Here is a 26,971-nt window from a genome sequence, read left to right on the forward strand (position 1 = left end):
TGTAACGAAGCGGCAGCAAATGTTTTATCTGTGCGAAAGTGTAGCGACAGCAACAACAACACAATGGAGGAAGTGGCTCGGTGCTCGCCCCCAAGGAAAACGAGTAGCCTGGAACAGAACAATTCTCATTTAAAGCTCTACAACATTCATAACATAATAGATTTTTTACAACAAAAAAAGCTCGTATTTCACATAATGTAAAATACGAGCTTTTTAAAGTTCAGATGCTGACTTATCCGCGATTTTTACGATTGCGTAAAAATGCTGGTACTTCTAGCGTGTCATCCTGTACATAATTTTGTTGATTTTGACGTGGTTGTTCTTGCTGCACATGCACATCTTGACGTTGCTCACGAATCGGAGCTTGCTGTTGCTGTGTAGCTTGTCTATTTGTATTTAACGTTGGTCGTGAAGTATTTCGCTGTTGCTGTAGAGCTTCCTCTGAGAAACCAGTCGCAATTACTGTCACAATGATTTCATCTTTTAGATTTTCGTTAATAACAGAACCGAAAATCATATTTACTTCTTCATCTGATGCTGATGCTACAATATCTGCAGCCTCTTGTACTTCAAATAAGCTAAGATTTGAGCCACCAGTAATATTCATAAGAACACCTTTAGCGCCATCAATTGATGATTCAAGTAAAGGACTTGAAATAGCTTTCTTAGCCGCTTCTGCAGCACGGTTTTCACCTGTAGCAATACCAATACCCATTAACGCTGAACCTTTGTTAGACATAATTGTTTTTACGTCTGCAAAGTCTAAGTTAATAAGACCTGGCGTTGCAATTAAATCTGAAATACCTTGTACACCTTGTCGTAAAACATTATCTGCTTCACGGAATGCTTCTAGCATTGGTGTAGATTTATCGACAATTTGTAATAACTTGTCGTTAGGAATAACGATTAAAGTATCAACAGACTCCTTCATGCCACCGATACCACCGATAGCTTGTGTTTGTCGTTTGCGACCTTCAAACGTAAATGGACGCGTTACAACACCGACTGTAAGAGCTCCTAAATCGCGAGAAATTTGTGCGATTACTGGCGCGGCACCAGTACCAGTTCCTCCGCCCATACCAGCTGTAACGAATACCATATCTGCACCACGAAGAACTTCTTCTAATTGTTCACGGCTCTCTTCTGCAGCTTTTTTCCCTACTTCAGGATTTGCACCTGCACCTAATCCACGTGTAAGTTTCGTACCAATTTGTAGCTTTATTTCTGCTTTCGATAAATTTAACGCCTGTGCATCAGTGTTTACTGCGATAAAGTCAACACCTTGTACACCATGTTCTATCATTCGATTGACAGCGTTGTTACCGCCGCCACCAACACCAATAACTTTTATTACTGCAAGTTGATCAACACTTGTATCAAATTCTAACATTTCTTTTTCCTCCCACGGTAACTCGACTCTGTATCATTCATTACGCATTCAAGTTAATCAAAAAACTTATCAAATAATTTTTTTGCTCTTCCGATTACGCTTCCTTTTGGATCTGAAGGTGTAGCATATTCTTGCTTTTTAGGTGTGGCTGCAGGAGATCCTACAACTGCATATTCAATAGGCTGCGTATTAGTACTTTTTCCATAAAAATCATCTTCTAAATAGGCGTAACGAATAAGTCCAACTGCCGTCGTAAATGAAGGCTCTCTAACGCCAATATAGTCAGGTGTATATATTCTAACACGAGTTTGAAGAATCTGACGTGCCAGTTGAGCAATACCATCAAGCTTTGCAACGCCCCCGGTCAATACAACACCGCCTGGTAAATCTCTAACACCTAGACGGGCTAACTCGTCAATGACTAATTCAAATAGTTCTTCCAAACGAGCGCCAACTATTTCTGAAATATAGCGCTGGCTGTACTGATCTGTTGAATCTGTCCCTACCACCGGTACTTCGAAGAGTTCCTCATCAGATGCGTCATCATAATAGGCATGTCCAAATTGATGTTTAATTTGTTCTGCCTGTTCTGTTGGTGTTTTTAAGACAATTGAAATATCTTTTGTAATATGATCGCCACCAATAGGAATGACACCTGTATGTGTTAATAGTCCCTCTTCGAATACTGTGATAGTAGTTGAACCGCCTCCTAAATCAACAAAAGCGGTACCTTGGTTTTTTTCATCCTCCGATAATGCAAAAAACCCTGCTGCTAATGGTTGCAAATATATTTCTCGAATGCTTAGACCTGCACGTTCTACACAACGTAGAACATTGTGTAAAAGTGTTTTTGAAGTAGTAATCATTGTGGCATCCATTTCTAAACGAATGCCAATCATGCCTCGTGGATCTTTAATCTCATCTAAATTATCCACAATAAACTGTCTTGGAATAATATTCACTAATTCACGTTCAGGAGGTATTGACATGACTTGTGCAGATTCTACTACTCTATCCAAATCATCATCCGTAATTTCTCTATTTTCACTATTTACAGCGACTACACCTTTAACTTGCTGTAACATCGTCTGGTTAGCTGGAACACCTAAAACGACTTCATTAATTTGATATCCTGTCATTCGTTCAGCTTGTTCTACTGCTTTTCGAATAGATTGAACTGTTGCATCAATATCAACAATTGCACCTTTTCGAACTCCATTCGATTTTACATTTCCGACCCCAATTACATGTAATTGACCGTCGCTCATTTCACCTATTAATACCTTGATAGAGGATGATCCTATATCAAGAGAAATATATAAATCTTGCTGATTCAATTCGCTGCACCTCCTCGAAAAAATGCTCTTATTCTCATTCTATTGTAAATTCGGCATAATGTCTAAGCAAATCGAGTATTTTGCTCAATTTTTCTCTCATTCTATGGAATTTTTATTCCTTTTATGACGTTTCTCATCTAACCTAGTTAGTAAAATACGCCTAATGATTGCTATATTTTGGAACAAACGTACTCCAAAAGCGAAAATGGCGGCTAAGTACAAATCTATTCCTAAATACACACCCAAAAAGGCTAATCCCGCTGCCAGAATTATATTAAAAAAGAATCCTGATACAAATACTTTATCGTCATATACTTGCTGTAATTGAGCACGAATTCCGCCAAATAATGTATCTAAGGCTGCTAAAACAGCTATTGACAGATAATTTTCATATATAGAGGGTATTTGTATATTTGTTAACAAGCCCAGGGCAAGTCCAAATATCAAACCTAAAAATGGTAGCCACATATATTATTCTCCTTTTTTCACCTCTGTTAAATAATCATTTGTCAATGGCTGATCAAATGCTGGGATTGTTAAATGCTCAGTTGGTTCCTCTATTATTAAATTAAAGTTATCCAAATAAAAGGAATCAATAAATGTGGAAGCCTGTAATGAATTGTACATTTTTTGCGCTTCCTTAAATGAGCTTGTCCCAACATAAATTTCAAAGGGTGGTGCGGACAGTGGTACACTGTTCACTGTCGTCTTTCCATTTATGTCTCGAATGGCTGTTGTCTGGATAACGCGATTTCCATCTATCGAGACACTCGCTGCATTGTTTTTAAACAGAGCATTTAGTAATTGGGTTAGTAAATCAGGAGAAATTTCTTTGATTTCATACCCCATTTCTACTAATTCGGGCGCTGGTTCAACTCGCAGTACAACTCCGGGCCCTGTGACTTCCGTTAACCCGGCCTGTAGCTTTAAACTATTCAGCGTTTGATATAATGCCGACTGTAAATTTGCTTTCTCAGATTGCTCATAGCGACCCACTACTTCATTAAGTGAACGAATTTCTGCTAATAATGTGGAATGCCTTTGCTTTTCTTCTGCTAATTCCTCTCTTATGGCCCAAATATCTCGTGTATCTCGCTCAGCTGGTTGCTTTATGGTATTGTATTGTACCGCTATCATCAAACCGATAATAAATAGCACGATCGTTATTCGGGTATACATATTTTTTTTCAAAATAGCCCCTCCTAGACGTATCGTAACCCCTCACAGATTTACGCCTTAGATCTTGAATTAGAAAAATCGTTTAACTTTCTACTTTTGCTTTTGGCATCGTAAGCTTTTGATCTTCTTCTAATGATACAATAATATTGTCATTTAATAATTGATCCACAACGCCACCATTTAAGTTTAAGGAAGCTTTGAATGTTGCTGAATTTCCTACAGCCTCGATGATGAATGGAGCTGGATGTTGCTTGCCATCAATCGTAATGACTGGCCCATTACAGCGTATATAAGAATTCGCCAAAACACGTTGACCATTAATAGCAATTGCTTGAGCGCCAGAAATTTTAAGCTCATTGAGCAATTTAAAAATATGGCTTTCATGCACGATATAATCATTAGGATTTGCAGACTTTGGATCGTAATCACCATCTTGAAGAGTGATACGTATCCCTTTTCCTTCTGAATTCAAATCACCTAACAACAAGCGTAAATCCTCTGCCTCTTCAACAAGCTTTGTGTAATCCTTTTTGCTAGCGACGAATGATTTTTCATACTTACGAATTTTTCCCTCCAAAGCATTCGCTTCTTCTGATAATTCTTTATTGCGCTCTTGTTGTGCAATTAACTCCTCACGATAAGAATCCTCTTGCTCTAAAAGCTTTGGATCGGTCGAACCTGCATCTCGATTATCTTTTGCCTGGTTGTAGGAATAGCCAATGATAAACCCCATAGTTACACAAACAATAAGCAACTGAAATTGTTTTCTTGATAAGAAAGTTTCTTTGCTATTCTTTTTCTTGTTGTTCATCTTTTTCCACTTCCTGGTTGGCCGCATCGTTATCTATATCAATAGCTGATTGGTTGTACTCATTATTGAAAGGACGATAATACGAGCCGACCTCTAAATCGATAACCCCCTTCTCCAAATTTGAAATTTGTGCCACAAGCGAAGGGTAATGATTTAGCTTTTCTGCTAATGTTTGAATAACAGCTCGAACTTCATAGCCATCATTCATATAGAGCTTGATTGCATTAGGGTTTGTATTATTACTGTTCGTATTGATTTGAGAAATGAGTGTTAGTACTTCAGGATTTAATTGTGCTAACTGCTTTACAAGTTTCTTAATTGTCTTTTCGCCAGTTATGCCGATAAATACAGGTGCATCAATCGGGATTTCATCTCCAGCTTGTTCAAAGCGCTTACCATTTTCAAGCAATGGATAATAAGTACCGTCACCAGCTAAGTACGCAACCTTTTTCCATTCTTTAATTTCTATAGCCACGCCTTGAAGCCAATTACGTTTAACATGTGCTTCTTTCACCCATTTATCCTTTAGTAATAATTTCTCTACCTCTTCTTCTTTAAATCCCCACATTGACTTCCCAGTTGCAAGAGAACTTGTCTTCAAATAATATTCTTCTTCTACTAATCGAGCGCCGTTGACTGTTATTTGGTTGATTTTACTGTAAGGAGATTGAAAATAAAGGAGTACTGCTAACACGATAAAGAAAAGTAATATTAGCACTATAAATTTCCGATTTGTACGCTTTTTTCGTCGCTTTTTTAGCGTAGGTATGCGATCTTCTATGTCAATTACCTTCTCCAAAAAGTACTCCTCCTTTATATTTATTTCGCTAATTGATAAATAATACCTATTATTAGCCACATTGTTACTAAAGATGTTCCTCCATAGCTGATAAAAGGCAATGTGACACCTGTTACAGGCACTAAGCCAATCACTACTGCTATATTTAGAAACGCTTGTACGGCCAACATTGTTACAAGTCCAATGATCGCGTAATAAGATGTTCTTGTTTTAGCCCGCACTGCAAATTTATAGCCTGCATAAATCGTCAGTACGAAAAGTGCTAAAATAACAAGTCCACCAAATAATCCGACCTCTTCAAGAATTATTGCGAAAATAAAGTCATTTTGTGGCTCTGGTAAATATAAAAACTTTTGCCTACTTTGTCCAAAGCCATGCCCGAAAATCCCAGCAGGACCTATAGCCATTAACGACTGTACAGCCTGAAACCCACTTCCTAAAGGATCGAGCCACGGATCAATAAATGCCTCAATCCGCTTTAGTCGGTATGGCGCTGTAACAATCAAGCCTATTAATCCAGCAGTCCCAGCAATCAAAAACATCGCATAAAGCTTTAAAGGATACCCTGCCACAAAAAACAATAAAAACACAGAAACAACGAGAATAAAAACTGAACCAAAATCAGGCTGTAGCATAATAAGTACAACAGGCAATAATAAGATTAACCCATGCCGCCAATTAACAACCGACGTACCCGTTTTATGCTGTGCTAAAATATGGCTCATGTATACAATGACGGTAATTTTCGTTAGCTCAGCTGGCTGGATTGTTAACGGACCTACACCAATCCAGCTTTGAGAACCATTTCGTACAAGTCCAATTCCAGGTATAAGTACAAGGACTAGTAAAATTAACGAAAATATATAGGCCATTTTCCAAAAGGACTGCTCTTTCAAAATATTTAATCGAATAGTGATTAAAAACACTACAATGGCTACGGCAAAGTATAGACTTTGCTTCATATAAAACGGCATTTTTCCACTATAATGAACGGCACTCCAATAGGTACCTGCAGAATAGACGAAAATAATGCCGATTATAGAAAGCATCAATGTTGTGACGAGCAATAAATAGCTTTCTTTCCCTCTCAGTAATGCCATCCTTCCAAGTCAAGTATATTCTAAAATAGTTACAGGCTCATTACAGCTTCATTACAGCATCAATAAAAACATCGCCTCTTATTTCAAAGCTGTCATATTGATCCCAGCTTGCGCAAGCCGGAGATAACAGAATAACATCGCCCTCTGCTGACATCGGCGCCGCATAATGTACTGCATCCTCAACGTTTTGGGCAATGACTGTTTGCTGTACACCACATGATTTTGCAAATTCTACAAAACGTAGTCCTGTTTCTCCAAAGGCAACTACACCTTTCACATGGCTCATGCATGGACGTAATTCTTCAAATGAATGTCCTCGATCTAATCCACCTGCAAGTAAAATAACAGGTGCTTGGAATGCATCTAAAGCACTTTTTGTAGCTAAGCAGTTTGTTGCTTTGGAGTCGTTGTAAATTTTGCGTCCGTTCCATTCACGCACAAACTGAGTACGGTGACGAACGCCTCCAAACTTCGCTAACACTTCTACCATTTTAGCTTTGTCACAGCCGACTAAAATACAAGCTGCGACAGCTGCTAAAATATTTTCTAAGTTATGCTTACCAGGCAAAGCGATATTTGCTCGATCTAAATACGGCTCACCTTGCCAGTAAATTGTTGTGTCATCCGCACTAATTCCTTCATCCGTGCGTCCATTAGAACTAAATGGTACCTTTTTAGCATTTGATTTTGCTGCATAGCCAACAACAATTGGCTGATCGGCATTATAGATAAAATAATCGCTTTCATCTTGATTACATGTAACACCAAATTTTGCCTCTGCATAGTTATCAAATGTCCCATGATAATCAAGATGCGCATCATAAAGATTTGTTAATATAGCAATCTTCGGCTTAAACGTTTTCGTCCCCATTAATTGGAAAGATGATAACTCTGTAACAATTACATTATCCTTTTGTGCTTCTCTTGCAACACCACATGCAACTGTTCCTATATTCCCTGCAATTAACGGTTTTAAACTATCGTTATTCAGCATGTCGAAAATTAATGTTGTCGTAGTTGTTTTACCGTTTGATCCTGTAATACCGATAAACGGCGCTTCACTAATTAAATAAGCTAGCTCAATTTCTGTCCAAACGGGGATTCCACGGCTTATTGCATCCGCTACTATTTTGTTGCTATAAGGAATCCCTGGATTTTTCACAACTATTTCAAAGCCTTCATCCAGTAAATCTTCTGGATGACGCCCACAAATAACTGTAATCCCCTTTTGCAATAGGCCTTGCGCATCCGGGCTTTCGTCAAATGGTTTTGAATCATTAACCGTCACAAAGGCGCCAAGCTCATGTAAAATCTCAGCTGCAGCCACACCACTTTTAGCTAAACCTAAAACAAGGACTTTTTTATGTTGTAAATCTGTAAAATTTCTCATAAGAACGCCTCCGATAAAACTCCAATCAATGCTACTGCTAAAGCAGTTGACCAAAAGACAAGTACTACCTTCCATTCTGACCAACCTGATAATTCAAAATGATGATGAATAGGACTCATTTTAAAAATACGTTTTTTACGAAGTTTGAAGCTTCCTACCTGTAAAATAACGGATAATGTTTCAATAACAAACACTAATCCAATTAATAACAGCAAGAATTCTGCTTTTTCTAAAACAGAGACCATGGCTAATGCTCCACCTAATGCTAGCGAACCTGTATCTCCCATAAACACTTTTGCAGGATTCGCATTAAAAAGTAAAAAGCCTAATAATGCACCTGTTACTGCGAATGTAAATAAGGCGATATCAGCTTGGTCTTGGAACAGAGCAATAACACCAAATGCTGCAAAAGCAATCGACGCAGTACCCGCTACAAGCCCATCTATGCCATCTGTTAAATTCACTGCATTTGAGAAGCCAACTAACCAGAAAATTAAAAAGGCTACATAGAAAATACCAAGATCAATCGTCCAATCTGTAAATGGTATAACAAGTGATGTATCAAACGATCCATGTAGTAAGAAATAGGCCAAGACTGCAATGACAATTTGACCAATAAGCTTTTGAAGTGATGTTAGTCCTAAATTACGTTTAAAAACAACCTTTAAGCTATCATCTAACAAGCCGATTAACCCAAACCCTACTAATACTAGTAATAGTACGATGGTTTGTGTTGTAAATAAATCTAAATAGCTACCTACTCCAACAGTAGTGAGGATAATGGCAATTAAGAAAATAATGCCACCCATTGTTGGAGTACCAGCTTTCTTCATATGGGATTTTGGTCCCTCTTCACGAATACTTTGACCGAATTTTAATCGGCGAAGAAGTGGAATACTGATTGGTGCCAGGATAACTGTTACTATAAAAGCAAGAGCTAAAATGGTAAGCGTTGTTGCGAGTTTCATTGATAAATCTCCTTTAAATCTTGTTTCACTTTCTTCTTGAAGAAAAAAGCACAAACTTTCATGTATTTATTACTACCCTTCATAATAATAGTGGTTCTTTCCCATTTTTTAAAGGTAAAGTTAATTAGTTTTCTAAATAAAGATGAATGGTGCCATCTTGTTTGATAACACTATCCTCTTCAGGCAGTTGATTGCCAATTTTAGTCCCTTCTCCATGCCATTCAATGCGGAATGGATAATGTTGCTTGGCAATATCGTCCTTCGTTTGACCAATAAAACTTGGTACCTTCACAGTGATTGGGTCACCCCAACGATAATCCTTTTCCAGCTGTTCCTTCGATTTTTCAATGCCAACAAAAGGTGCAACATCCTCAATAATTTGACCAACGATTGGAGCTGCTATCACACCACCAAACTGTGTTCCCTTTTTCGGGTTATCTACTGCTACATAAACGACAATTTGCGGATTATCCGCAGGTGCGAAGCCAATAAACGATACGATATATTCGCCGTCTTTATAACGGCCATTCTCTACCTTTTGTGCCGTACCTGTTTTGCCGCCGATTCGTAATCCATCTCGGTAAGCTTGACGTCCTGAGCCCTTTGCGACAACAGATTCTAATGCACCCCGAACCTTTGCAGACGTCTCCTCACGAATAACCTGTTTTTTAACTTCCGGTTTAGTCTCTTTTATCGCTTCACCAGTATTAGGGTTAAAAACTTTCTTCACAACATATGGCGTATAAAGCTTGCCCCCATTTATTGCTGCGGCTACTGCTTGCACTTGTTGAATTGGTGTAACGGCAACCCCTTGGCCAAATGACGTTGTGGCCTGCTCAACAGGTCCAAAAGCCTCCTTAGAAAATAAAATCCCTGAAGCTTCACCAGCAATGTTAGAGCCTGTTTTTGTACCAAAACCAAAATCTTTAACATACTGTAGTAGTTTTTCATTACCTATTCGCTGACCTAATTCAATAAAGCCCGGGTTACAAGAATTTTCTACAACTTCAAGGAAGGTTTCAGATCCATGACCCTCACGCTTCCAACAACGCAACCTTGCTCCTGCAACCATTGAATAGCCTGGATCATAAAAAGTATCCTTCTCTAAATCCACTACACCTTCTTCTAAAGCAGCACTAAGGGTTATAATTTTGAACGTTGACCCAGGCTCATATGTCATCCAAACTGGTAAATTCCGATTGTAGATAGCAGGCTCTACCGTTTGGTATTCTGCTGGATTGAAGGTAGGGTTTGAGGCTAACGCTAAGATTTCGCCAGTGTTTGGATTCATAGCAATTGCCATTGCTTGGTCGGCATCATAACGCTTCATTGCCTGTGACAATTCACGTTCAACGACCTGTTGTACATCTACATCTATCGTTAGCTCAACCGTTGCACCATCTTCACCAGCTTTCCAGGCGCTCTTTACGTTCGGTAAATTATTCCCTTTCGCATCTGTAAAGATTCGTATGGCCGAAGAATTAGCCTGTAACAGCTTATCGTATTCATATTCTATTCCCGCTAAACCTTGTGCATCATAGCCTGTGAAGCCTAAAAAACGAGATAGTAGGGTACCATATGGATAATCTCTTGAATAATCGACACCACTATATAATCCCTCAATCTGCATACCTTGTAACTCCACAGCTTTTTCATAAGGAATGTTTTTTCCTTCAGGAGCCAGTTTTACTAAATATTCTTTCTTCTTCATTTTTCCCAAAAGCTTTTGTTCATCTACGCCCAAAACCTGTGCAATTTTTGCCGCTGCCCCTTCAATATCCTTACTTTGAGAAGGCATGAAATATAAAGTTGGTGCAAGCTTATTTGTAACAATATTTTTCCCCTTACGGTCAGTAATATGCCCTCGCTCATTGGCAAAAGGAATTTCTCGGTCCCAATTCTCTTCGGCTTTCTTTGTCAATTCTTTTTGATCTATTACTTGCAAGAAGAAAAGCCTAATAATAATCGCAACGGCTACAAACATAAACAATACGTATAAAATACGCAATCGCTTTTTGGAATGGATAGAAATCCACTTCATTCGACATCACACCTTGTTTTTTACAACGTATGAAATAAAGTGGGCTTCTATTCAGTGTTTAATTCTGTTTCACCCTCAGATGGGGTCTCTACTTCTTTGATAAAGCTTTCAGCTGGCGTTTTCAGCTTCACAACAATCGGTGAACGATCTGAGATTACAGTACCTGCCGAGACACTCTGACTAGCTACAAAGCCCTCTCCAACGACTTCAATTTCTAAATCTGCCAATGCCTTAAAAGCAAGTACATTACGCAATGACCAACTGGTGAAGTCTGGCAGTACTACATCGCCTGCTGTCTTTAAAAACACAAAATTACCTTTCACAAGCTTTTGTGGACCTTTTGGATATTGGTCAATAATTTTACCGCCACTACCAACAATAATTGGCTTCAGACCATCATTTTGAAGCTCTACTTGTATAGCTTCAGCACTTTTACCTGTGTAATCCTGTATTTTTGTATTGTCAACATGCTGTACATCTTCAGGATTTACATTTAAATACTTTAAACTATTTAACATAACTGGGTTAAATACTTTTGAAACTGGTATAGAACCAGCATCACCCTTTAACTTTGGCCTTTTTACTGAGACATACATAATGAGCTGAGGGTCATCTACAGGAGCCATCCCTAAGAAAGAATACAGGAATTCATTTGACCCCCATGAATACCTACCATTTCCTAAAGGAATTTGGGCAGTACCTGTTTTCCCTGCAACTTCATATTCATCAAGAATAAAGTCCTTCGCCGTACCATCCTTAACTGTTAACGTAGAGGCAAGAATTTCTTTTACTTGCTTCGCTGTGTCGGCTGAAACTGGTTGTCCCTTTACAACCGGCTCATGCTTTTTAATCGTTTTTCCTGTTGAAGGGTCAACAATACGATCTATCACATACGGTTGCATCATTTTCCCGTCATTCGCAATCGCTGTCAATGCTTGAATTAATTGAATCGGAGTTACCGTAGAACCTTGACCGAACGTTGTTGTCACTCGTTCTACTGGATATTTCGATAAAAGTTTTCCCGATGCTTCATTTGGTAAATCAATACCTGTTTTTTTACCAAACCCAAATCGATCTAAATATTTAAAAAAGTCATCCTCACCAATAAGCTTTAATAAATGTGCCATTGCGGTATTGGATGAACGTTGGAAGCCTTGTAAATAAGAAATATACCCCCAACCAACTTTATTGTAATCTTTAATTACACGATCAAGGACTCTGTATTGACCTGACGGATACAACGCATTCGGTTCCCAAACCCCTGTATCAATAGCAGAAGCGAGTGTGAACGTTTTCATCGTTGAGCCTGGTTCTATGGTCTCTTCAATAGCCTCGTTCAGCCACTTCATATTATCGCCCTCACGTGTATCAGGATTAAACGTAGGTCGTTGAGTCATCGCTAGGATTTTACCGGTTTTTGGATTTGCCACAACAGCTGTCATCGATTCAGGGTTATACTCTTTTTCAACCGCCGTCATCGCTTCCTCTAAAAAACTTTGAATTGTTTTATCAATTGTTAAATAAATGTCATTACCGTCTTTTGCGGGTGTCACCATTTTTTCACTATTCGGTAATAAATAACTGAAGGCATCTGTCTCGTATTCTACTTTACCGTCTTTTCCGGTTAGTTCTTTGTTGTAGGTAAGCTCCAGACCCATATTCCCTTTTGTCGTGAACGTACCATCCTTATTCTCCTCTTTTAGTGCGAAACCAATTAAGTGCGAGGCAAAGATACCATTTGGATAATAACGTTTTAAATCGTTTACAAATAAAATCCCTGGTAAATTCTTCTCTTTGATTTTACTCATCGTCTCATGACTTAATCCACGGCCCGCAGCGCCAAATTCAACTTGATAAGGCTTTTCGCCATCATTTTTTACTCTAGTAAGCTGTTTATAGATTGCTTTTTCGTCCATTGAAATATATTCTGCTAATATTTTTGCAGTTTTTTCTGGATCTACTACATGTCGAGGTTTTTTTGCATCCGTCGTAGCTTTTTGATTGACGATTGCGATTAATCGATAACTAAGTGTATCCTCCGCAATGACTTGACCATTTGCATCATAAATCTTTCCCCGATTTGCTGTTATTACACTTTCTTTACTATATTTCGCTGCTGCCTTTGCCGCAAGCTCTTGACCTTCCACTTCACCTGTTGCCTGTAACGTCACCATTCTCGTGAACAATAGAAAAAAGAGCCCTCCATAAAAAATAAATAATAGAAAGGCTCCCCATTGGAATCGAAATCTCTTTTTTTTCATTCTCCCGGCACTACCTTTACACTTTTCTCATTTTGAGTTAAACCGAGTTCTTTAGCTTTTTTCAATGTGTTTTCGTATGTAGACAGTTCACTTACTTGAACTGTCAAGTCTACATTCTTTTTAGTAATCTCATCTGCTTCAGTTTCGATTTTTTGAATGTCCATGCTGGTTGTCTGAATGGCTGCTTGCTTATTTAACACTAGTACTGACATTACAGCGATAATGCTAACTAAAGCAATTAGCATTGTTTTTTCAAACTTCTGGTTCGTTTTTTTACGACGTTTGATAGTGGGTTGTGGACTAGGGGGTGTTTTCGGTTGTTGCACTTGTTGTTGCTGGTGCTGCCTTACACGAACTGCTGCCATTTACTCACTCCCTTTGTCGTTAATTTTTTCTACCACTCTAAGCTTTGCTGAACGAGCGCGATTGTTTACGGCTAGTTCTTCATCAGAAGGAACGGTCGGCTTTCTCGTGATAAGCTTTAAAGTTGGCTTCATGTAATCAGGAATCACTGGTAAATTTGGTGGTAATTCCGGTAATGATGACGCTTCCTTAAAAATAGTCTTGCATAGGCGGTCCTCCAATGAATGGAACGTAATGACACTAATGCGTCCACCTACGTTTATCATATCAATCGCATCGACTAATGAATCCTCTGCCGCGCCTAGCTCATCGTTAACAGCAATTCGTATTGCCTGGAATATGCGCTTCGCTGGATGTCCACCTTTACGGCGAGCCGCTGCTGGAATACCCTCTTTAATAAGTTCTACAAGTTGGCTGGTTGTTTCGATTGGCGCTACCTTACGTGCCTCTTCGATTTTACGAGCAACTTGCTTTGAAAATTTCTCTTCTCCATAACGGAAAAATATACGTACTAAATCTTCATATGCCCATTCATTCACGACATGAAATGCAGTAAGTTGTGCCGTTTGATCCATGCGCATATCTAAAGGTGCATCATGGTGATAACTAAAGCCTCGTTCTGGTGTATCAAGCTGTGGTGAAGATACGCCTAAATCATATAAAACACCATCAACTTGCTCAATACCAATCGCTAATAGCTCTTCTTTTAAATAACGGAAATTCGAATGGACAAATGTCACACGTTCAATATATGGTGCCAATCGAATTTTTGCATTATTAATAGCTGTCATATCTTGATCAAAGCAAATTAAACGCCCTTTTTCAGATAATTGTTGTACTAAATATTCACTGTGTCCTGCCCCACCTAACGTACAGTCCACATACACACCATCAGGATCGATGTTCAACCCATCAACTGTTTCTCTTAATAACACGGTTGTATGATCGAACATACCACTCGCTCCCCTCAGGCCTTAACTTCATACAGCTGACACTTAAGTGTCAAAAAAAGTTAAAAATCAAAGCCAATCATATTTTCTGCAATTTCATTAAAGGATTGCTCCGACTCACTAAAGTAAGTCTCCCAAGCATCTTTCGCCCATATTTCAATCCGATTCGAAACTCCTAACACTACACATTCTTTCACAAGATGTGCATGCTGCATAAGAGTTGAAGGAATGTTAATGCGCCCCTGCTTGTCTATCTCTACTTCCGTTGCTCCAGAAAAGAAAAACCTTGCAAATGCACGTGTATCTTTTTTGGTCATCGGTAAGCCCTTTAATTTTTCTTCGAGTTTTCGCCATTCATCCATAGGATAGCCAAATAAACAATTATCAAGTCCGCGTGTTACAACAAACGTTTCACCTAAGGCTTCACGAAATTTTGCGGGCACGATCAATCGTCCTTTTGCATCAACAGAGTGTTGATATTCTCCCATGAACATGCTATTCACCCCACTTTATTAAATAATGTACCACATCCCCCCACTTTCCTCCACTTTTTTTAAAAAAAACTTGACATTATAACAATTAATGTGTGATTAGACCTTTTACCAATTATTGAATCCATGCTAAATGAATCAAAAAAAGAGCTATCCTTAGTAGGATAGCTCTCTATTTACTATATATATCGACATTTCCCATCAAATTCACATTGTATCAAATTATTAATTAGGTATAAAGATACAAATATTGGATTATAAATAAATTATATAGTGATGATTGCCAACGCTATAATTTTGTTTCAGCATTTCAGTAATTAACTTAGGTCCAAACTCATTTAAATATTGATACGGACTATAAGTTCTTTCCTGGAATCCTTCATTTGGATACAGCTCATTTTGTAGCGTCATAAATTTTCGGATCGTCGTTTCATGCTTGTTAAGAACAGTTTGTTCAACCTTTTGCTGTAAATACTCAAATTGCTTTAGGTGATTCTCTTTATTTTTCTCAAGTATTTTATCTAATAACAGATGTTGCTCTTCTAAATAAAGTTGAAGTGCATCATATTTTTCTAAAAGCTCTCGTTGCATCGTTTGAATTTGGCGCTTCGCTTCAATATCCTGTACGTCAGCAACATACTGTTCTTTAAGCTGCAACACTTTACCATCCCAAACTTCAGCAACATCCAAACAATATTCACGTAGAAGTTGTTCTACGCGACGTGTGACAAGTGTGATATGAAGACGCGGAGCAAAAATTGGCATTTGTAAGCCTAATACCGAAAATGCATCCTTCAATGTCGCCCAGTAGGCAAGCTCCCCTGGTCCACCAACAAATGCTAGCACAGGCAAAGTCATTTCCTGCATCAACGGACGCGTCACTACGTTATTACTTAACTGCTCAGGATGTTCTTCAGCAATTTTTAAAACTTCTTCATGAGAAAGCTTGATATTTGCAGCTAGATTGACAAATTGCTGATTTTTTCTTTCTAAAAGATGACGCTCTTCATCTTCTACATAGAATAAATTGGCCGCTTCGTTTGTTGCCAAAATAGGCTTACCATAGCCTGCACGTTCAAGCTCCACTTCCCTCTCCGTTACCACTCTAGCAATTTCTTCATTTTTATGAATGATACGAGTAAAATTCCTACTTTCATATTGACGGAATTTAAAGTCCGCTGCATCAATCATCAATAAACCTTCATCTTTAAACAAGTGGTTCATAAGTTGCGCAAAGAAGTCCGTAAACGTGTCACTCTTATTAAGAGTATCTACTAATTGTTTAACAAGCATTTCAGTGAATTCTGTTTCACCCATATCCTTCACAATAGTATTTATTAATTGCGTCATGGATTCTTTGTTTATTCTTGTTTCAGAAGCCATTGTTTTACGTCTCGAGCGTTCACCGTATGCACGTTTTTTAATATCTACACCACGCACTGTATACGTATGGTTAATTTCCTCTAAATCATGATCTTCTCCAGCTATCCAAAAAACAGGAACAACCGGTCGCTGTAGCTTTACACTTTGCTCTTTCGCTAATGTAATAACCGAAATTGCCTTATGCACCGAGTAAAGAGGGCCCGTTAAGATACCGGCTTGTTGCCCACCAACAACCGCAACAGCTCCTTGCTCTAGTTGCTGCAAATGTTCATTCGCTTTCTTTGAAATACCAAGCGGCTCCATAAATTGACGTATGATGGCTGTTAATTCTTTTTGATCATTCGCATGCTGATCTAGATATTGCGCACGTTTTTCAAAAGATTTATCGTTGTATTCGTATTCAAAAAATTCATGGATGGCAGTATTCGGTGACCAATAATCTGCTAGCAAACGATTTTTTATGGGTACTTGGATTGACTCCAGTTTCATTTAACACAAACTCCTCTACCTAAATCATGTTCTTACTCTTTAATAAGCAAATTTGAAATAAAATAAATTCTCGGGGTGTTGATAAACCATTTTTCCATCCTAAGGCTCCGATTTCCGCTACGGGCTACTCGCTTTCCCGTGGGAGTCAAGTAGCCCTACGTTACAATCAGTTTAAATGGGCATATATTAGCAAACATCAACAAAAAACCTTTCAGTCAATAATAAACCTATAACTCCCCCATCAACACGCCTGATAAATTCCTTAAATACTTATTATGCAATTTATCCATAGAAAGTTTAAAACGACATTTTCCAACAAACATTCAGAAACGTCGTCAAATGCTTGAATACTTTGCAATTTTACTTCATATTTTTTGCACATTTAGAGTTATTACTAAAAAAACAATTTATAATGCTATTATTTTAACGCTTATGGCTTCAACATGAAAAGAAAATGCTTAGGCTGCCTGTAAATATTCTAAAACAGATCGAATAACACCTACTAAACAAATAACAATATACGCCGCACTTAGTACTAAAAATTGAAAGCGCCAAATTTTTCTAAGTAGCGATTTTACTTCAATTTCCTTTTTCGTTCGCCAATCAATATATGTAAAAATTATTGCCATCACTACTGCCAGTGTTACTAATAGTGCGCTAACATTGACATTCCAAAGCACCCTAATTGCTAGTGGCACTGAAAAAAACAAACACAATGTTGTCACGTCCGATGCCACTCCGATAGCATGAGTGCCTCGAATTTTAACCTTTCGACTAAATAAATAAACAATCACAAAAAGGAGGATTGGACAAAAAATAATGATACTTATCATAATATGTAAAAAATCTTTCAACGTCTTTCACCGCTCTCCTCTATCGCAAGTACTTGGTGATATAAAGTACGTAAAGTTGGCAAATCGTGACCATTTGCTAGAGCTTTTTCTAGTATTACTCCTACAATCGTGTCAATTTCGCTTTTTCTCCCTTGCATCCGATCCGCTAGCATAGAAGATGTATTACTTGCTGTTTTTTCACATAAGTCTATCACCTTGAAAAAAGGTATAGCTTGTTCTATGCCTTCAAAAGCATCCGTTAATTCTCGATAGAGAGTTTGCATTAATAGAAAAGCTTGCTTATTCGTTACTAACTCTCCATTCTTCACTTGCAGTATAGCCGTCAATGGATTAATCAAGCAGTTGAATACAGCTTTCTCAAATAACATTTGTTCCGCATTAGCAACTAGTTCAACTGGATATAAGGAATTTCTTAGTTGTAACAAATCGTTAAATGCATCACTATTACCTCGCTCTATCGCAATTTTACAAGCACCTACACCTCTATGTTGTACAGTCGTCTGATCGATCAATTGAGCCCCGAAGGATACAGAACAAAAGGCAATATTCTTTTGCGGCAAACGTAGTGCCTCGTCAAAATGTGCTAAACCATTTTGCATAAACAACAACGATACCGTGCTCGGTAACGCAGATAATTGTTTGTAAAGCTCTTGTAATTGACCGTATTTAACAGCAATTACAATTAAATCTTGTCGTGGTAGTTCCTCTAATTTCGTAGTTGAAGCAACTTTTTGTACAGTTTTCGTTCCATCAACATTCACTCGTGTTAAATACTTCGCACGAAGTTCATCTACTTGTCCCTGCCTTCTTGCCACCAACGTTACAGACATACCAGACTCAGCTATAAAACTTGCCGTTAACTGACCTACAGCTCCAGCACCAATAATCGCTACACCCACAATACATCACACCTCCCCCATTTACAATGGACGATCAAACACAAGGGAACGCCCTCATCAATTATGCCTCAGCATATGCGTCCGGAATCAGACGCTACCGTCCATCATTATACAATCCATTTTGTCCCTCTTTACAGAAGGAGGTGCCTTAGAAATCATTCTAAGGCACCTCCTATGCAGGTTCTTTTATTATACAGGATTGGCTAAGTGTTTATAAATATATAAAGTGAAACTTTTTGTACCTGACGCTTCGCTTTCGGTACAGATAAATTACTGCCCGTTAATGATGGATGAAATACCACTTAGCACAGCATTATGTTTTAATCAAACTTACATTCTTTCTAAGTAACTTACTCTACAGCACTTGTAACTTTCATCTGCTTCCTTATTTCAATCTTTCATTAAAGAATATCCTTGCTGTAACCATTTCACTAGTTTTTCATGATCATTTTGTAATTCACGGTGTCTTATTTCGAGACTTTGATAGGCCTCTGTTAATTCATCGAAACTTGTTAATGCCAATTTCAAATGGCTTCGCATAGATTGTTGCGGCTGATTTCGTACAGCTAGTAGTGACTGACTATATTGACCACGTAATGTTTTATTCCAACGGAAACCACATGCTTGTTTTGTACGACCTAGTTCAGTAGCAGCCATTTCAAAAGCCTCTAGCTGTGTTTTGCCATTTTGCACATTATGCAACACGATTTCTGCTAATCTTTCATCGTCTTCCTTTGTCCATTGATCTTTTCTTTTTTTCAATTCCATAATCTATCACCCTCGCATTTTTTACTACTATATGCATGGGCGAGCAAAATAGAATCATCGAAATAAAAAAGGCAGTGATTATGTTTTGTTATAATCACTGCCGTTATACATTATTTATTGTTTTTCTTTGCTAGGAAATTAGCAACTGCCTCGTGGTGAGCTTCGCTTTCCCACAATTTCGCACATGTACGAACTTCCTCCATAACACGTTCATACATATTACGCTCACGCCACTTTCGAAGCTCAATTTCTTTATAAGCCTTATGAACAGAAGGATGAATTTTACGCATATGTTCGATAAAATCATTCAATGCCACTTCTTTTGAACCTTCAAAAACGCGCATTGCCCAGCCAATTTCATATAGTAATTCCGCTGGATAAGGCTTCGCATCGACTAGCATCTTCATTGCACGATCATGGCGTAACCCACGTTCGAATAAGTATGTACCGCCTCCCCAGCCGCTCGTAATTGCTAATGTCCCCTGTATAAAACCACATTTCGCATGATTTGCCACTAGACGAAAATCGCAAGCTGTTGCAATCTCACAACCTCCACCAACTGCTGTTCCATTAATTAACGCAATCGTTGGCACAGGCAAAGTTGCAAGGTCATATAATATTTTGCCCATCTTACTCAACATCCCGAACGCTTCATCCTCTGTTTCGAGCGAATGAAATTCAGATAAATCGCCCCCCGAGCAAAATGATTTATCTCCTGCACCCGTCACGACTAAAAAACGGACATCATCATGATGTCTAATATATGTAATGACTTCTTGCAGCCCATCCATAACCTCATCATTAACCGCATTCCTTTTTTCTTCCCGATCAATCGTAAACGTCATAATACCATCTTTGTTATCAATTATATAAGCCATACTATTTCCCCCTTTGTCCCGATGGATAAATTGTATCATACAATTATTATAGTACTATATATCTTTTCGTTATTGCCGAAAGATTCCGTCTTTTCTAGTCAACAAAAAGGCTAGTAAAGAGCCATGGTCTCTTTACTAGCCTTTGACGTGAGCAAACACTGAATTATTTGCTTACTACTTCTTTACCTTTGTATTGTCCGCAAGCTTTGCAAACACGGTGTGATAATTTTGCTTCACCACAGTTTGGGCAAGCTACCATACCAGGTACAGATAGTTTGAAATGCGTACGACGCTTTCTTTTTGCAGTTTTAGAAGTTCTTCTAAATGGTACAGCCATTGATGGCACCTCCTTACAGATCGTTTATTCGTCTGTTTGATCAAAATACTTAGCTAAATCAGCCAGTCTTGGATCCACTTTTTTTTCGTCAGCTTTTTTGTGTAGCTCAACGTCTTCATCTGTTGCGTAAGACCAGTTTTTACCACCGTGCACTTGCCCTTCGGTATTCTCCTTGAACAATTGCAGAGGTACTTCGAGAAGCACTAACTCCTCAAGAACCGGCTTCATGTCGATTACATCACCAACTATGTAGTGAATATCTCCGGCATCTTCCCCACGATTTTCTTCGTCAACCCAGCTGAAAATTTCAACTGTCTCAACTTCGATAGGAAACTCAACATCTTCCCACGTGCGTGCACATGGAAGTGTTAACGTCGCTGTCACAGTTAGCTGACATGTCATTTGCGATGCACCGAAAGTACATAGCCCTTTTACATGAACGGGCGAAATTGCTCGAATATCCTGGTTTCGCTCCATCACCTCGTCCAACTGGACATAGGCATCGATTGGCATCCCGTTTTGGCGGTACTTAGATAATTGATGAATTGACCATTTCATTCGTTTAATCACCTCGAGACAACAATGTTGATTATATAATGTGTAAAAATAGATGTCAAGATAATTTCTTGTCACCACAATAAAACCCACCTATAATTATATATTATTAAAAGTGTATTTGCTCCAAACCGTTCTATATAAGCTATAACGCTCCAAATTATTTAGAACGAGAAGCAAATGATATGAATAAAGGGGGCTTACATTTGCAAGCAGTCGGAATAGTTGTTGAATACAATCCTTTTCACAATGGACATGCCTATCATTTGGAACAGGCGAAGAAAGTAGCACAAGCAGATATTGTCATCGCTGTCATGAGCGGAGATTTTTTGCAACGTGGTGAACCAGCCATGGTCGATAAATGGACACGCACAAAAATGGCTCTCGCAGGTGGTGTCGATATTGTCATTGAACTACCCTACGTATATAGTACAGCACCTGCAACTGATTTCGCAAAAGGAGCCATTTCCTTACTATCTGGAATTGGTTGCGATTCGTTTGCTTTCGGAAGCGAAGATGGCTCCATTCAACCCTTTATGAATACCTTTCAGCTCATTAATAGTCACCGCACTGAATATAACGTTCTTATTAAAGAAAGCCTTAAAACGGGTGCAAGCTATCCTAAAAGTCTACATTACGCCTATGAACAGCTTTCTCAAAAGTTCCCTGCTGCATACATTGATTTGGGAAAACCGAACAATATACTTGGTTTTCACTATATTGAGGCTGCCAAGACTCTAGGTAGTAACATTAAACCTTTAACGATTCCTCGCATCGTCGCAGGTTACCACGACGCTATACAAGAGGGTACATCCATTGCTAGCGCCACAGGAATACGCAAAGCACTAGCAACAACCAGTGCTCTACAAAATGTGCAAGATTATCTACCTAAAGCATCATTCGATCATTTAGCTGATTGGCATGGAAAATATGGTGAATTTGCAAGTTGGGAGGCTTTTTGGCCATTATTACAGTTTACACTTATTCGGCATACACCTAATGAACTTACCCGCTATGCCGAAGTAACAGAAGGCATTGAGAATGCTCTTATTAAAGCAGCGAAAACGAGTCATTCATTCGGTAGCTTTATGGAGAAAATTAAATCCAAACGCTATACTTGGACACGACTTCAACGTATGCTCACACACATTTATACTGGGTTTACAAAGGAACAGTTGCAAAGCTTTGACGCTCCATCTAGTATACGTTTACTTGGGATGAGTAAGAAGGGACAAGCCTATTTGGGCATGCATAAAAAAGACATACCTTTACCTTTAATCAGTCGCGTTGCAGCTATGGATGACGCTATGCTTGCTGTAGATATTCATGCTGCAGAGGTATACAATTTAAGTATTGAACAAAGAACAAAAGAGCAAAGTTTGCCTAAAGATTATCAAACACCACCGATTCGTTTTTAAGCAATGCCAGATCATAATAAAAAGATGCCAGAAATTTTTCTGGCATCTTTTTATGTGAAAGGTATCACAGGTTAGCTCTTAAGCAAAACGAGGGGTTGATTTCCGTTCCGACTGGGCGCTTTCCTGGGGGCGTCCGATGAGCCGCTTCGCTTCGCTGCAGGGTCTCGGGCCAACAGGATGTTGGTCACGAAGGCGTTATCACAGGATGTGATGGTTTTAGCCTTCGTTCCTCTATCGCTAATCCCCAAGGAGTCGCCCAGTCTCCACTACAATCAACCACTTCGCTGAAAATGTATTTATATTGCTCTCTAATTTATAGTGATAAAGCACAACTTCAGAAACAATAAATGATTTGTGCAAAGGGAAACAACAGCAGATGTAAATTAACGTTATTGTTACCAGTCTCTCCTATTCGATTATTGTGATTAGCTATAGCATTGACTTTTGAAATACATAAATTCATAAAAGTTCTACGCTATCCTTGATTGAAAGAAGAAAGCTACTCGAGTGCTCCTGTCGCTTTGCTTTCGTCACAAAGCGAATGTTCCGTAAAAGAGGAGGAAGCCCCCCAAAAAAAAGCGTGTAGCTTGGAACGGAAATCACTTTCATTTAAAACACAACAACATTCCCATTATTTTTTCCACACTATAAAAGATGCCAGAAATTCTTCTGGCATCTTTTTTATTTTCTTATTTCGGCTGTAACTGTTTTAAATATTCGATTGCATCATCTACAGTTTTAACCGGAACTATTTTCATTTTTGTTTTAATTTCTTTCGCAGTCTTTACTGCTGTAGCATAATTGGATTCCAGTTCAGGATATTTAGCTTTCATTTCTGGAGTAATTTCATCATCTGGTGCGAAAAAGATTTCCATACCATCACGATCAGCAGCAATGACTTTATAGTCTATTCCTCCAATTCTTCCAACAGAGCCATCAACTAGCATCTCCCCTGTCCCAGCAATCGCATAGCCTTTCGTTAAATCTTCTTCGAGAAGTTGGTCTAAAATTTCTAAAGTAAACATTAGTCCAGCAGACGGACCGCCAATATCCTCAGTTTTCATAGACACATCGGGATTTGTTTCAATAGATTTATTTTCAGCATAAGAAATACCTAAACCAGCCCTTGTTTCTTCAGATCTAGGGATTTCCTTTAATGTAATCGTTACCTCTTGTTCTTTTTTATTACGTATAAATTGAATTGTCACTTTATCTCCAAGCTGCTTTGGCTTTAAAAGATCTACAAGCATTTGTTGGTTTCTAATTTTTTGTCCATCAACTTCAATAATCTCGTCACCAGCTTTTAATAAATTTTCCGAAGCACCGCCCTCAAGGACATTTAATACAAAAACACCATTAAAAAGAATTTTTGTTTGAAGGCCAGCTCTCTGAAAAGCTACATACTTTGCATTAAATTGAGAATCAGACATTAATTTAAGCTGTCGAACATTATATTCCTCTTCATCCTCTAACGGATTTCGAACTTGGGAAATATCCATTAATTTTTGGTATTTTTGAGTTTTTGCCCAAAGATACGAAAAAGGCGTAGCTTGCTGCATAGCCACCGTCATTAAACTCAAGGAACCTTTATCATTCGTGTGGCTATTTTCAACGTTAACAAATTCACTGACATCATAAGCACTTCCAGGCTTCATAATATAAGCGTCTAGTCGGTATAACATTAAAAAACAAATCACGACTAATAACACTGCATAAATACTAATTTTTTTCTTCATTAGAAAAACACCTCCTAGGACGCTTGCAAAACCATACGTTCATGTTTTTGCCTTTTTTACATATATTGATTTTAGCATTTGCCTATGTGAATGACAAAAAGTTGAAACGAGATGATAACATGTATGCGACAATTCAAATAGCGATTTGCATAGTTCTTATTCTATTACTCTTGTTATTCCCACAAACAGCTCATACTGGTACTGATTTAGGTTTAAATCTTTTTATGGATGCTCTATTCCCGTATTTATTACCTTACCTTATTTTAACGCAATGGCTTCTCCGTTTAACGGCTCCTATGCGCACGAAAACAAAAAGAGCTTCTATATACGTACAAGCCTACATTATTAGCGCACTCGGAGGGTATCCGTCTGGAGCAACAACAATTGTTTACTTAAAAAACAGTGGGCAATTACACGGTAAAGAAGCAAATTTTTTATTAGCCGTATGTCATGCACCAAGCCCTCTTTTCGTGCTAGGCTTTGTAAGCCTTGATTTATTACACAGTAATACGTTCGGATGGTTGTTTTTATGTTTACTACATAGTTTTAATATTTGCTGTTTAATTACTGGTTACTTTTTATTTCGTAAAACAGATCCTCCTAGCATCTCCATTCACAATACACCTTTGTATACAGCACCATTCTCTGAAAGCATAAAAGAAACAGCACCAACAATACTATTAGTTGGAACGACAATAATTTTTTTCACTACCATCCAGACGATTGTCCAGCAAGGCCTTGATTCACTGATCCCTAAACTTCCCTATACAATTGAGCTTTCCATAGCCGCAATTCTTGAAGTGACAAATGGTCTTAAAATGACCGTCTCAGCCTTTCCCAATCTTTCATTTTTACCGTTTCTTGTCGTTATGTTGTTAACTATGCAAAGTATAAGCATTCATTTACAAATTTTCGTTATTGCGAAATCAGCTAAACTTTCCGTTCGACCCTATATAAAATTCCGCCTACTTAGCATAATCATTGTACCTACTATTTATGCTCTTTTTTTCTTAAAATAAATAATCGTTTGCATCACCACATATTCCTCTATTGAAGTGACGGCAAACTAACTCAGGAGCAAGCATCGTAGAGGAATTCAATCATTCAAATCATTTTTTTACCAAATAAAATAAGGATGTCTTAAAATTAAGACATCCTCTTTTTAGATAAAACCATATTTTTCTTTTAAAGCTTCTACAACACAAGCAGGTACAAGCTCGCTAACATCACTACCGTATTTCGCAACCTCTTTGACAATGCTTGAGCTTAAGAATGAATATTGATTTTTTGTCATGATGAAAAACGTTTCAATGTTTTTATCAAGAAAACGGTTCATCGAAGTAATTTGCATTTCGTATTCAAAATCCGAAACAGCACGTAAACCACGGACAATTGCTTTTGCTTTTTTTTCTTTCGCATAGTCTATTAATAGCCCAGATGAACTTTCAATACGTACATTAGGCAATGTTTTAGTCACTTCAGCCATTAATGCCATACGCTCTTCTACTGAAAATAATGGCTGCTTGGACGAATTATTTAAAACAGCAACATAAACTGTGTCAAATACATCTGCCGCCCGTTTAATAATATCTAAGTGACCATATGTCACAGGATCAAAACTCCCAGGAACTACAGCAATTTTCTCTGACAACCTATTCTCCCTCTTTCTTTTGTTTAACGATCAATTTCACCTTGGCAGCATGATGTTAGCCACTCTGGCGTTTTCGCAGGATGTGAAGCTCTTAGCCTGAGTTCCTCTATTCAGTGGGTATTGGGATACCCTACGAATGAAGATAAACGGATATAATCGTTCCGCCATATGTTTCTTGTCTTTTTAATACAAAGTCCCCAAACCTCTGTGGTAATTCTACTTCTTTTGCATGCTCACATAAAATAACGCCATCATGTTGAATTTTATCATTGTCGACAAGAATCTGCACTAAGTCATAATATTCTTTGTGATGATATGGCGGGTCTAAAAAGACTAATTTAAACGTAATATCACGTTTTAATAGCGCTTTCACAGCACGCTTCGCATCTATACGAAAGAGCTCAGAACAATCCTCATAACGACATTTCTTTATGTTTTCCTGTAGTACTTGGAACGCCTTTGCATCCTTTTCAATAAAAACGGCGTGCTCAACTCCTCTACTTAAAGATTCGATCCCTAAGCCACCGCTCCCTGCAAATAAATCGAGTGCTATACCTCCATCAAAGAATGGACCAATAATATTAAAGATGGATTCCTTAACTTTATCAGTTGTAGGTCTTGTCGTATTTCCTACAATCGCCTTTAACGGCATCCCTTTACGTTCTCCTGCTACAACTCTCATAGGCAAATCACCGTACTTTCTTATTCCATATAACAATTTCGCCTTGGCGTAATTGTAATTGTTATTGTTTATTGTTGCTGTCGCTTCGCTTTCGCACAGACAAAACATTGTTGCTGTCGCTTCGCTTTCGCACAGATAAAACATTGTTGCTGTCGCTTCGCTTTCGCACAGACAAAACATTGTTGCTGTCGCTTCGCTTTCGCACAGATAAAACATTGTTGCTGTCGCTTCGCTTTCGCAC

General features: G+C 38.3%; 26 protein-coding genes. 2 read left to right on the forward strand and 24 right to left on the reverse strand.

Features of this window, described 5'->3' with window-relative positions; all coding sequences use genetic code 11:
• Positions 1–232: 232 nt before the first annotated feature.
• From ftsZ to ACQKN2_RS15625, 21 genes are all read right to left on the reverse strand, one after another.
• Positions 233–1,390, reverse strand: coding sequence for a cell division protein FtsZ (ftsZ, locus tag ACQKN2_RS15525; protein WP_323645282.1), 1,158 nt, complete (start codon positions 1,388–1,390; stop codon positions 233–235).
• A gap of 53 nt (positions 1,391–1,443) precedes the next feature.
• Positions 1,444–2,727 carry a cell division protein FtsA gene (gene ftsA / locus ACQKN2_RS15530; protein ID WP_427415748.1) on the reverse strand — a complete coding sequence of 428 codons (1,284 nt, stop codon included), beginning with the start codon at positions 2,725–2,727 and terminating at the stop codon, positions 1,444–1,446.
• Between the two features lie 96 nt (positions 2,728–2,823).
• The gene (locus ACQKN2_RS15535; protein WP_323645284.1) at positions 2,824–3,195 is read right to left on the reverse strand and encodes a small basic family protein; all 372 of its coding nucleotides are present in this window, start codon (positions 3,193–3,195) and stop codon (positions 2,824–2,826) included.
• A 3-nt stretch (positions 3,196–3,198) separates the two neighbouring features.
• Complete coding sequence (locus tag ACQKN2_RS15540; protein ID WP_427415749.1) at positions 3,199–3,918, reverse strand: DUF881 domain-containing protein; 720 nt, start codon at positions 3,916–3,918, stop codon at positions 3,199–3,201.
• Positions 3,919–3,988: 70 nt separating this feature from the next.
• Positions 3,989–4,717, reverse strand: a complete 729-nt coding sequence (locus ACQKN2_RS15545) for a DUF881 domain-containing protein (RefSeq protein ID WP_427415750.1) — start codon at positions 4,715–4,717, stop codon at positions 3,989–3,991.
• On the reverse strand, positions 4,695–5,516 hold the full coding sequence (locus ACQKN2_RS15550) for a cell division protein FtsQ/DivIB (protein ID WP_427415751.1): 822 nt from the start codon (positions 5,514–5,516) through the stop codon (positions 4,695–4,697). The genes ACQKN2_RS15545 and ACQKN2_RS15550 overlap by 23 nt, the downstream gene beginning before the upstream one ends.
• Before the next feature lie 20 nt (positions 5,517–5,536).
• A complete protein-coding gene (gene ftsW, locus ACQKN2_RS15555) occupies positions 5,537–6,616 on the reverse strand; it encodes a putative lipid II flippase FtsW (RefSeq protein ID WP_427415752.1) in 1,080 nt (359 codons plus the stop codon).
• A gap of 40 nt (positions 6,617–6,656) precedes the next feature.
• Entirely contained in the window at positions 6,657–8,006 is a 1,350-nt protein-coding gene (gene murD / locus ACQKN2_RS15560) for a UDP-N-acetylmuramoyl-L-alanine--D-glutamate ligase (RefSeq protein ID WP_427415753.1), read from the reverse strand.
• Complete coding sequence (mraY, locus tag ACQKN2_RS15565) at positions 8,003–8,974, reverse strand: phospho-N-acetylmuramoyl-pentapeptide-transferase (protein ID WP_427415754.1); 972 nt, start codon at positions 8,972–8,974, stop codon at positions 8,003–8,005. Before mraY ends, murD begins: the two co-directional genes overlap by 4 nt.
• Before the next feature lie 124 nt (positions 8,975–9,098).
• A complete protein-coding gene (locus ACQKN2_RS15570) occupies positions 9,099–11,015 on the reverse strand; it encodes a stage V sporulation protein D (protein WP_427415755.1) in 1,917 nt (638 codons plus the stop codon).
• A 47-nt stretch (positions 11,016–11,062) separates the two neighbouring features.
• A complete protein-coding gene (locus ACQKN2_RS15575) occupies positions 11,063–13,276 on the reverse strand; it encodes a penicillin-binding protein (protein ID WP_427415756.1) in 2,214 nt (737 codons plus the stop codon).
• Entirely contained in the window at positions 13,273–13,641 is a 369-nt protein-coding gene (ftsL2, locus tag ACQKN2_RS15580) for a cell division protein FtsL (protein ID WP_427415757.1), read from the reverse strand. The genes ACQKN2_RS15575 and ftsL2 overlap by 4 nt, the downstream gene beginning before the upstream one ends.
• Entirely contained in the window at positions 13,642–14,592 is a 951-nt protein-coding gene (rsmH, locus tag ACQKN2_RS15585) for a 16S rRNA (cytosine(1402)-N(4))-methyltransferase RsmH (RefSeq protein ID WP_427415758.1), read from the reverse strand.
• Between the two features lie 59 nt (positions 14,593–14,651).
• Complete coding sequence (mraZ, locus tag ACQKN2_RS15590) at positions 14,652–15,083, reverse strand: division/cell wall cluster transcriptional repressor MraZ (protein ID WP_068983256.1); 432 nt, start codon at positions 15,081–15,083, stop codon at positions 14,652–14,654.
• 252 nt (positions 15,084–15,335) lie between these two features.
• On the reverse strand, positions 15,336–16,952 hold the full coding sequence (gene bshC / locus ACQKN2_RS15595; protein WP_427415759.1) for a bacillithiol biosynthesis cysteine-adding enzyme BshC: 1,617 nt from the start codon (positions 16,950–16,952) through the stop codon (positions 15,336–15,338).
• A 458-nt stretch (positions 16,953–17,410) separates the two neighbouring features.
• Positions 17,411–17,806, reverse strand: coding sequence for a DUF3397 domain-containing protein (locus tag ACQKN2_RS15600; RefSeq protein WP_427415760.1), 396 nt, complete (start codon positions 17,804–17,806; stop codon positions 17,411–17,413).
• Entirely contained in the window at positions 17,803–18,705 is a 903-nt protein-coding gene (locus ACQKN2_RS15605; RefSeq protein WP_427415761.1) for a ketopantoate reductase family protein, read from the reverse strand. Before ACQKN2_RS15605 ends, ACQKN2_RS15600 begins: the two co-directional genes overlap by 4 nt.
• 390 nt (positions 18,706–19,095) lie before the next feature.
• On the reverse strand, positions 19,096–19,473 hold the full coding sequence (locus ACQKN2_RS15610; RefSeq protein ID WP_427415762.1) for a transcriptional regulator: 378 nt from the start codon (positions 19,471–19,473) through the stop codon (positions 19,096–19,098).
• 110 nt (positions 19,474–19,583) lie between these two features.
• A complete protein-coding gene (locus tag ACQKN2_RS15615; protein ID WP_323645298.1) occupies positions 19,584–20,351 on the reverse strand; it encodes an enoyl-CoA hydratase/isomerase family protein in 768 nt (255 codons plus the stop codon).
• 163 nt (positions 20,352–20,514) lie between these two features.
• On the reverse strand, positions 20,515–20,688 hold the full coding sequence (gene rpmF / locus ACQKN2_RS15620; protein WP_010858320.1) for a 50S ribosomal protein L32: 174 nt from the start codon (positions 20,686–20,688) through the stop codon (positions 20,515–20,517).
• A gap of 24 nt (positions 20,689–20,712) precedes the next feature.
• The gene (locus tag ACQKN2_RS15625) at positions 20,713–21,246 is read right to left on the reverse strand and encodes a YceD family protein (protein WP_427415763.1); all 534 of its coding nucleotides are present in this window, start codon (positions 21,244–21,246) and stop codon (positions 20,713–20,715) included.
• Between the two features lie 203 nt (positions 21,247–21,449).
• Between ACQKN2_RS15625 and ACQKN2_RS15630 the strand changes: the two genes are divergently transcribed.
• A complete protein-coding gene (locus tag ACQKN2_RS15630; RefSeq protein ID WP_427415764.1) occupies positions 21,450–22,661 on the forward strand; it encodes a nucleotidyltransferase in 1,212 nt (403 codons plus the stop codon).
• Positions 22,662–23,350: 689 nt separating this feature from the next.
• On the opposite strand, the gene ACQKN2_RS15635 is transcribed toward ACQKN2_RS15630, so the two are convergent.
• Positions 23,351–24,397 carry a SepM family pheromone-processing serine protease gene (locus ACQKN2_RS15635; RefSeq protein ID WP_427415765.1) on the reverse strand — a complete coding sequence of 349 codons (1,047 nt, stop codon included), beginning with the start codon at positions 24,395–24,397 and terminating at the stop codon, positions 23,351–23,353.
• A 119-nt stretch (positions 24,398–24,516) separates the two neighbouring features.
• Here ACQKN2_RS15635 and ACQKN2_RS15640 point away from each other — a divergent pair, with 119 nt between their 5' ends.
• Positions 24,517–25,416 carry a hypothetical protein gene (locus ACQKN2_RS15640; RefSeq protein ID WP_427415766.1) on the forward strand — a complete coding sequence of 300 codons (900 nt, stop codon included), beginning with the start codon at positions 24,517–24,519 and terminating at the stop codon, positions 25,414–25,416.
• Positions 25,417–25,559: 143 nt separating this feature from the next.
• On the opposite strand, the gene coaD is transcribed toward ACQKN2_RS15640, so the two are convergent.
• Positions 25,560–26,048, reverse strand: a complete 489-nt coding sequence (coaD, locus tag ACQKN2_RS15645; protein WP_427415767.1) for a pantetheine-phosphate adenylyltransferase — start codon at positions 26,046–26,048, stop codon at positions 25,560–25,562.
• A 130-nt stretch (positions 26,049–26,178) separates the two neighbouring features.
• A complete protein-coding gene (gene rsmD / locus ACQKN2_RS15650) occupies positions 26,179–26,730 on the reverse strand; it encodes a 16S rRNA (guanine(966)-N(2))-methyltransferase RsmD (RefSeq protein ID WP_323645303.1) in 552 nt (183 codons plus the stop codon).
• Positions 26,731–26,971 lie beyond the last annotated feature (241 nt).

It is taken from the genome of Lysinibacillus sp. NPDC093688, assembly GCF_050280145.1.
Classification (GTDB): Bacteria; Bacillota; Bacilli; order Bacillales_A; family Planococcaceae; genus Lysinibacillus; species Lysinibacillus xylanilyticus_B.

Coding starts and splice junctions, on each gene's coding strand:
- ftsL2 (WP_427415757.1), bottom strand. CDS start 13,641: ATGGCAGCAGTTCGTGTAAGGCAGCACCAGCAACAACAAGTGCAACAA.
- ACQKN2_RS15640 (WP_427415766.1), top strand. CDS start 24,517: ATGTATGCGACAATTCAAATAGCGATTTGCATAGTTCTTATTCTATTA.
- ACQKN2_RS15610 (WP_427415762.1), bottom strand. CDS start 19,473: ATGGAATTGAAAAAAAGAAAAGATCAATGGACAAAGGAAGACGATGAA.
- rpmF (WP_010858320.1), bottom strand. CDS start 20,688: ATGGCTGTACCATTTAGAAGAACTTCTAAAACTGCAAAAAGAAAGCGT.
- ACQKN2_RS15535 (WP_323645284.1), bottom strand. CDS start 3,195: ATGTGGCTACCATTTTTAGGTTTGATATTTGGACTTGCCCTGGGCTTG.
- ACQKN2_RS15635 (WP_427415765.1), bottom strand. CDS start 24,397: ATGAAGAAAAAAATTAGTATTTATGCAGTGTTATTAGTCGTGATTTGT.
- ftsW (WP_427415752.1), bottom strand. CDS start 6,616: ATGGCATTACTGAGAGGGAAAGAAAGCTATTTATTGCTCGTCACAACA.
- mraY (WP_427415754.1), bottom strand. CDS start 8,974: ATGAAACTCGCAACAACGCTTACCATTTTAGCTCTTGCTTTTATAGTA.
- mraZ (WP_068983256.1), bottom strand. CDS start 15,083: ATGTTCATGGGAGAATATCAACACTCTGTTGATGCAAAAGGACGATTG.
- ACQKN2_RS15625 (WP_427415763.1), bottom strand. CDS start 21,246: ATGAAATGGTCAATTCATCAATTATCTAAGTACCGCCAAAACGGGATG.
- rsmH (WP_427415758.1), bottom strand. CDS start 14,592: ATGTTCGATCATACAACCGTGTTATTAAGAGAAACAGTTGATGGGTTG.
- ftsZ (WP_323645282.1), bottom strand. CDS start 1,390: ATGTTAGAATTTGATACAAGTGTTGATCAACTTGCAGTAATAAAAGTT.
- ACQKN2_RS15570 (WP_427415755.1), bottom strand. CDS start 11,015: ATGAAGTGGATTTCTATCCATTCCAAAAAGCGATTGCGTATTTTATAC.
- ACQKN2_RS15545 (WP_427415750.1), bottom strand. CDS start 4,717: ATGAACAACAAGAAAAAGAATAGCAAAGAAACTTTCTTATCAAGAAAA.
- murD (WP_427415753.1), bottom strand. CDS start 8,006: ATGAGAAATTTTACAGATTTACAACATAAAAAAGTCCTTGTTTTAGGT.
- rsmD (WP_323645303.1), bottom strand. CDS start 26,730: ATGAGAGTTGTAGCAGGAGAACGTAAAGGGATGCCGTTAAAGGCGATT.
- ACQKN2_RS15575 (WP_427415756.1), bottom strand. CDS start 13,276: ATGAAAAAAAAGAGATTTCGATTCCAATGGGGAGCCTTTCTATTATTT.
- ACQKN2_RS15615 (WP_323645298.1), bottom strand. CDS start 20,351: ATGGCTTATATAATTGATAACAAAGATGGTATTATGACGTTTACGATT.
- bshC (WP_427415759.1), bottom strand. CDS start 16,952: ATGAAACTGGAGTCAATCCAAGTACCCATAAAAAATCGTTTGCTAGCA.